Origin of the sequence: Hominimerdicola alba 8 (genome assembly GCF_000178155.2) — a bacterium.
Lineage (GTDB): Bacteria > Bacillota > Clostridia > Oscillospirales > Ruminococcaceae > Hominimerdicola > Hominimerdicola alba_C.
Map to the genome: position 1 here is coordinate 1 of NZ_ADKM02000007.1, position 6,790 is coordinate 6,790.

Sequence of the window (6,790 nt, forward strand, 5' to 3'; positions counted from 1 at the left end):
CGGGCAGCTTCTATTGAAGCTGCCCGTTTTGCTTTGTGCGATATTCATTAATGAATGTGGTTATCCCGCTGACACACCACAAAAACAGCGGCTATACAGAACTTATAGCAATCCAACTTTTTAAATTCACAAAATCCAGTCGCAAAAGCTGGGATTTATGGGTTTTGTGACTGGATTTTGTCTGAATTTTAAGGCGGATTGCTATAGGGTTCTTGGCGTATGGCGCTCAATTATCCTTTTGTTTACTGCATTTTTAGTTGGTGTGCTAAAGGGATAGTCATATTAATGAAAAAAGCCGCTTCACGCAGAAGCGGCTTTGCATTTATCAGTTGTTGTTGATGATATCAAGGTAATTTTTGATGTGGTATTTCTCTTTTTTGGTGGTGATGTCGGCATACTCGATAGCTTTGGCGGGGCAGTTGGATATGCACGCCATGCAGTGGGCGCATGGGTTCTGCCAGCGGGGTTTTTTGTTCTCCATGCGGATATTTTTCAGCGGACAGACCTTGCTGCACTTGCCGCAGCCTACACATTTGTCAGTGGCATGAAAGTTCTTTGAGGGCTGCATGAATTTTGTCCAGAAAGCATTCATCGGCATGGTCAGTGCTTTCGACATGAAACTAACATGCCGCGAAGAAAGTTCATCGCCTCGCTTTATGACTTCTGCGGTTTCAGTTACTTTGTCTGCTGCCGCCTTGATGCGTCTGATACATTCATCATGCGGGGTAGATGGGAAACCGTTATTGACGATATAGTTTGACGGCATCAGGAAGTCGGCGTAACCTTTGAATACCATGTCCTTTTTGATAGTAATGGTCTTTGCAAGCGCCCCCGCGATGCCCGCAGAACCGCCGTCTGTAAAAACAAAGTAGACCTCCCTGCTGCCGACCAGCGGCAGACGCTTAAGATAGTCGCGCAGGAATGTGGGCATTTCTCCGACATAAACAGGCGCACATATAACAAAAGGCTTTTCCGATTTTATCTTGGTGAAGTCTTGTTCGCGTATGCGTTCAAGCAGGTCTGTACATTCGTCATTTATCTCTTTGGCAAGCATTCGGGCGATGTATTCGGTGTTGCCCGTAGATGAATAATAAAGTACCATAGCAAACTCCTTTCGGTCTTTACAATGGAATTATACCACAAACAGCCCTTGCAGTCAACCATGATAAAGAAAAAATCGTTGATATGACTATCCCTTTAGCACACCACCCAAAAATACCTTTATAACAAGGAAATACTGAGTTGATGTTATCTTTCCCCCGCCGCAGGCGGGGGAAAGATAAACGCCAACTATATTCAGTTCCCAATATAACATCGTTTATTTTGGTGTGTCAGCGGGATAACCATAAAAAAGAAGGGATTTCAGCCGTAAGCAGACTGCATATCCCTTCTGTTTTTGACTTATTATCGGTGTCTTCTGTCATGACCCTTTTGGCTGTAGTAAGCTGTTTTATCTTCATACATAAACTTGTCGGCTTTGCGGAAAAGTCCGTCAGGGTCGAGATCCTTGTAATCGGACTGACAGGCAGAACCCACCGAAAGATACACATGATCTATCAGTTTGCCCTTGTGTTTTGCGGCATATTCTTTCATTTTTTCGGTCTTCTTTTCGATATCTTCGCGGCTGCCGACGGTAAGTATGGCAAATTCATCGCCGCCCGTCCTGGCTATGATCGCATCTTTGCCGAATGCTTTACGCGCAAACTGAGGTACCGAACATATCATTTCATCGCCCGCCGCGTGACCCTTCGAGTCGTTGATTTCCTTAAGACCGTTCACATCTATCACCGAGATGCACAGGTCATTCTTTCGCATATCGGGTCTTTCAAGCATTTCCATGAAATATTTTCTGTTATATGCGCCTGTCATGTCATCGGTGTAGACTTGCAGGCGTGTCATCTTGTAGTAGTATTCCGAACTCAGCGCGATGAACTGCGCAGTCGCAGAGTCGGCAATAAAAAGTACGGGGAAACGCTTCATGAAATTATCGGTGTAAAGGTCAGCGATGTGTACATTAAGCGGTGAATAGAAAAGCGCTATGATAAGCAAAAGAAAATAAAAATTCATGCCCAGACCTATCCGCAGACCAAAAAGGCTTATGCTGAAAAGAGGTATCAGCAGTACCCACAGCACCGAAAAGCCTTCGTTGCCGCCTGAAATCGGAAAAACGGTGAAAACGCCCGTAAGTATCAGCGCCATGACCACCGATGAAGCTCTGATTTTTTTCAGTACGCCCGCCATTATGCCTGTTACGGTAAAACCTGCCACCAGCACCAGCGAGGTGATGGTCATAAGCGTAGAATGCTTGAGAATGTTCATTACAAGCATTATGCCCGCCGAGATACAGACTATTATCGACATCGCAACGTTGATGTGACACTGCCGTCGGGTGTCATCACCTATCTTCATTGTTAGTATATTGATTATATTTTTATTTTCGTTCATAGTTCACCACTTTTCAGTATCATAGAAAACGGTATTATTTTTTATATTATACCATATTTTAAGCCTACAGTCAATCACGAAAGGGTCAAAAATGTGTCGTTTATTGCGCTTTTATCGGAAAATTTCCGTTGTGGCATGCAAAGTTTTTTCGGTGACAGTTTTCGCGCTTTGATGTTGTATATTGTATACAAATCGAATAGTGCTATTTCTTGAAAATGTCAATTGTAAATCGGACAGAAATATGGTACAATAGATTTAAATATCACAATGCAAAAATTCAAAGCGAGGTGGAACAGATGGATAATATCAAAATTACCGATGAAAACGCAAAGAAACAGTCTGTTTTGCCGAACAGCACCGCCTTTGAAGAAAAAAGGCGGGCGCTTAAAAGTTCGCTGATAAAGTTCGGCATAATGGGCGTTCTGCTTTTTCTTATGCTGATGTTCGCACTGTTGACCACGATAAATATGTAGCTTTCATAACGACTGAACAGAAGAACTGTCGCCCTGCGGAAAAAATGCTTTCCGCAGGGCACTTTTTGTTAATAATTTTATCATAGCTAAACTACATATAGTATATAAATGCCCTCAAAAGATGTATATATATTTAACATATCAAACTGCTTGCAAAAAACGTGATGATATCATCGAAATTTAATTTCTTTCTATATGCAATAATTATAAATAGTGCAAAAAATTAACTATATCGTAATGTACAAATTATATAAAAATCAATTGTGATTTTCCTTTTAATTACCACTTGAATATTTACAAATCTTGTGCTATAATAAAATCGGATAAGTATACACTGGGCGAAGTGTCGCCAAACGGCAAAAAGCCCGAAAAAGCGAGGTGAGTACAGTGAGCGGAAAAGATGTTAACGACCTTATCCGAAAAGGTGAACAGGCTGAGATGCCGATATCGGAAGCACTTGCAAAAGCAGCCGAAGATCATGCGCAGCAGCTTGAAACGGTCAGGGAAGAAAAAAACAAGCGCAGGAGAGCGCTGATAAAATTTGGCTCAATGTCTGTACTCGCGGCGGTGATACTTGTATTTGCGACAGCAAGCTGGTTCACGATGAACAAAAGTGTTGAGTCAGGCGGTATGGGTATGAAGATCGGTGGTCAGACTTTTGAGATCACCATGCTGGAACACAGCAAAGACGGCATCTTCAAAGACCCGTATCATATATTAGTCCATGAAGACAATGCCATCTACTGGGAAATGACGGCTGACAATAATATGATAAATTATAACGAACCTGTTTACAATGATGACAGTGAGATCACAGATCATGGTGACCGCGGCATTCGTCCCGGTACTGATGGGGTCATATCATTTTATGTTACCCCTAAGGTGGACAGCGTTGATCTTGAATTTAACTTTGAAATGATCGGATATCAGAAGTATGTTGATGATAACGGAACAGAAAATGATAAGACCGATGATAAAATAGTTATGAACACTCTTGAAAAAGTTGAAAATGGAAATGGCATGACTGCGCGTAATCTGCTTAACGGGCATATATTACTTTTTGAAAATAGAGATAAAACTTTAAAGGACGGTAAAACTGTCATAACTTATTCCGATCCGATCCTGTCAGATGGTGATATGCACCGTGTTTTTAACAGGACGATAAGCGGAAAAGACACGGCAACACAGGTGGATATCTTCTGGGTCTGGCCGAGTACGCTGAGTACGCTTGTAGATGCCTCTGATTTTCCCGATGTTATTACTTTGCCGTTCACTTCGGGAACATCTTATGATAAAATAATCGGAAATATCCATGAATACCCGCATTACTACCTGAAAGGTGCGTCAGCGAGTGATGAGATAGATGCTGTAAACGATATTGCAGCGCATTACGATCTATACGGAGATATGTACGATCAGGGTGATAATGAAATAGGTATGCGCGTAAATTACGTTCTTTTAAAGCTGTCTGTGAAAGAGAGCAGCAGTGATGAGGACGATAACGGAGGAAACTGAAAACAATGATCTACCCGATGCAGGAGAGTGATACAGATGAAGGAAATGGAAAATTCAAATGAAAATATGAAAAAACTTTCCATAGATCGGGATCTCTCTGCGAATACGGAAAATATCAGCGAAGATAAAGGCTTGAAGCAAAAGTTCAACAGCTTAAGTAAGTGGAAAAAGATGCAGGTCGCGGCAGCTTCACTGCTGACCCTTGCAATAATGATACTGCCTGTTTACGCATGGTTCGCACAGGGAGGAAAACTCGAAGCATTCACAAAGATCAAGGAACCTGATAATCTTGATATTCGTGCGGCGCACTATGATGCAATACAGTACTTCGACCTTAGTAATATAGATATTGAGGAGGTTGCAGAAGGAAAACATCATATGGTCGTGTTCAGCGTGAGTGCGGGCGATTATAAGATACCGTATCAGATACAGCTTGCACATACAACGAATATCCCGTTTGTATATGAGATCTACAGGGCAAAAGAATTCACTTATGACAAAGCCCCTGCTGAACCTGATGTAACATATGTATCTCTCCCGATTAAAAATCAGGCTGGTACTACTGCTGCCGATTATACTTTCTATTATAAAAAAGATGGGAAGATAGATCTTGAGGCAAAAAATCCTGATACGGGTTCAAAAGGATACTATGGCAGACAACTTGCTGTAGGCAGTGGAAAATATTATGAAGATACTTATAATAAAGCTGATGATCCTGAGATCTATGCAGTACCGATCTATGAACAGAGCAAAAGAATAACGACAGACAGCAACAGCGATCATGATTACTTTATACTGGAAATAAGCTGGGACGAAACAGCGCAAACAGGAAATTTCAAGGATTGGAACGTTGCTGAAAATAAAAAGGAAACTGATGTGATATATCTTACAGCCAGCAGATTTTCTAACTGATATACTTTTATACCTTACAGAAAGGAGGGAGAACAGATGATGAAAACGGTGTTGAACAAACTTAAAAAGCACTGGATAACAGTATGGCTGGTCATAGTGGCGATGATATTCGGTACTTTTGTGAGTTATGCCATATATACTGAGGTATCATCGGTAAAACGTGTTGTTACAACTAAATCAGCGCCGAAAGTGCTGTTCTCCTCCAACTGCATGTATAATACGACATATGAAAGAAGAATGCCCGCAGAAGTGTTTAATGTAAATGTCTGCAATTACGACCAGAACTCTCCTGATATGCCGAATTCTGTGGATATCAACTATATCCTTACTGCACAGCTGAGAGTAAAATATAACGGCACTATAATGACTTTCAGTGAATTAAGGAATGCGTTGGGTGAAGACACTGCTGCATATAACAACTATGTAACTAAAGCGGAAGGATACAGTATAGGAAAAGCACAGGATAATAATTCAGCAGGCATTATAGCCTCACCTGATATGAAAAAATTTTCAGATCACAGCAGCAGTGATTACACTATTGTTTATGGTTCTGCGGAAGCATATGAAGTGCTTGCGGGCGGTTCATCTTCTATCGACAAATTCAAAGTGATAGTTCCTGCGAGCGATTTTGAAAAAACTGACCCTGAGTTTTATGTTTATGTTGAGGCTGACCCGCAGGGAGATTCAAGCCTTACACCTATCAGTACACTGCTGTATGGTTCAAAGAATATCGTGATAACAGCTTCATGGTCGGGTACTCTTGCAGAGAGAAATACAAATAAGATAGACTATGATTTTTATAATTATGTCATAACAGGCAGCGGCAGCGGAACGCTGGACATTATGTGGGATCCTGAATGGTTTGAGGTAAATGATTTCTTTTTCACCAACTATTCGGGCGTAAATTTCAAAGATGGAAACAACATACCATCTGAAATAAGTGACGGAGAACACGATGGCTGGAATAAAGTGACAATCGAGGTAAATTCTGCAAATTCAGGCAAAAGCCGGTATGAAATGCAGCTCTATAAGAAAAAGGAAAACGTATCCTATACAGGGGATAATGATGCTGCAAAGCATATTGCTTGTGAATTGCATTAGTATCGGGATCACATCTTATCAAAAGCTATAAAAATCAGCGTGGTGATATCATGAAATATATAAATGATAAAAATAATGAAATAATCAGATCATATAGAAGCAACAGAAAACTATGGCAGAGAGTTCTCAGCTTTGTTACTGTGCTGGCGCTCGTCACCAATACTATGTATACAGGCGGACTTTTGAAGTATGTGGACTTCACTGCGATACTGAGAGCAGAGTCGGCAGGAGAAGTTCCATCATATACTACAGATAATGATGCAAGTTCCTATGGCAGTGATATCGGCTTTGACGATACAGGAGCCGGTATAAAGAAATTTCTTGATTATTGCTATTATTTCTAT

The 6,790-nt window shown here is 41.1% G+C and carries 7 protein-coding genes; 5 read left to right on the plus strand and 2 right to left on the minus strand.

Features of this window, described 5'->3' with window-relative positions:
- Positions 1-325 precede the first annotated feature (325 nt).
- The gene (locus tag CUS_RS00080) at positions 326-1,102 is read right to left on the minus strand and encodes an EFR1 family ferrodoxin (RefSeq protein ID WP_002846758.1); all 777 of its coding nucleotides are present in this window, start codon (positions 1,100-1,102) and stop codon (positions 326-328) included.
- A gap of 302 nt (positions 1,103-1,404) precedes the next feature.
- Positions 1,405-2,445 (minus strand): GGDEF domain-containing protein, encoded by a 1,041-nt coding sequence (locus CUS_RS00085; protein WP_002846760.1) that lies wholly within the window; start codon positions 2,443-2,445, stop codon positions 1,405-1,407.
- Between the two features lie 296 nt (positions 2,446-2,741).
- Here CUS_RS00085 and CUS_RS19670 point away from each other — a divergent pair, with 296 nt between their 5' ends.
- From CUS_RS19670 to CUS_RS00105, 5 genes are all read left to right on the plus strand, one after another.
- On the plus strand, positions 2,742-2,918 hold the full coding sequence (locus CUS_RS19670; protein ID WP_002846763.1) for a hypothetical protein: 177 nt from the start codon (positions 2,742-2,744) through the stop codon (positions 2,916-2,918).
- A 387-nt stretch (positions 2,919-3,305) separates the two neighbouring features.
- Positions 3,306-4,433, plus strand: a complete 1,128-nt coding sequence (locus CUS_RS00090) for a hypothetical protein (RefSeq protein WP_002846757.1) — start codon at positions 3,306-3,308, stop codon at positions 4,431-4,433.
- A gap of 36 nt (positions 4,434-4,469) precedes the next feature.
- Positions 4,470-5,345, plus strand: a complete 876-nt coding sequence (locus tag CUS_RS00095; RefSeq protein WP_002846764.1) for a hypothetical protein — start codon at positions 4,470-4,472, stop codon at positions 5,343-5,345.
- 36 nt (positions 5,346-5,381) lie between these two features.
- Complete coding sequence (locus CUS_RS00100; RefSeq protein ID WP_002846761.1) at positions 5,382-6,446, plus strand: hypothetical protein; 1,065 nt, start codon at positions 5,382-5,384, stop codon at positions 6,444-6,446.
- A 50-nt stretch (positions 6,447-6,496) separates the two neighbouring features.
- Positions 6,497-6,790, plus strand: a 294-nt coding sequence (locus tag CUS_RS00105; protein WP_002846756.1) for a hypothetical protein, incomplete at its 3' end; no start/stop codon positions are given.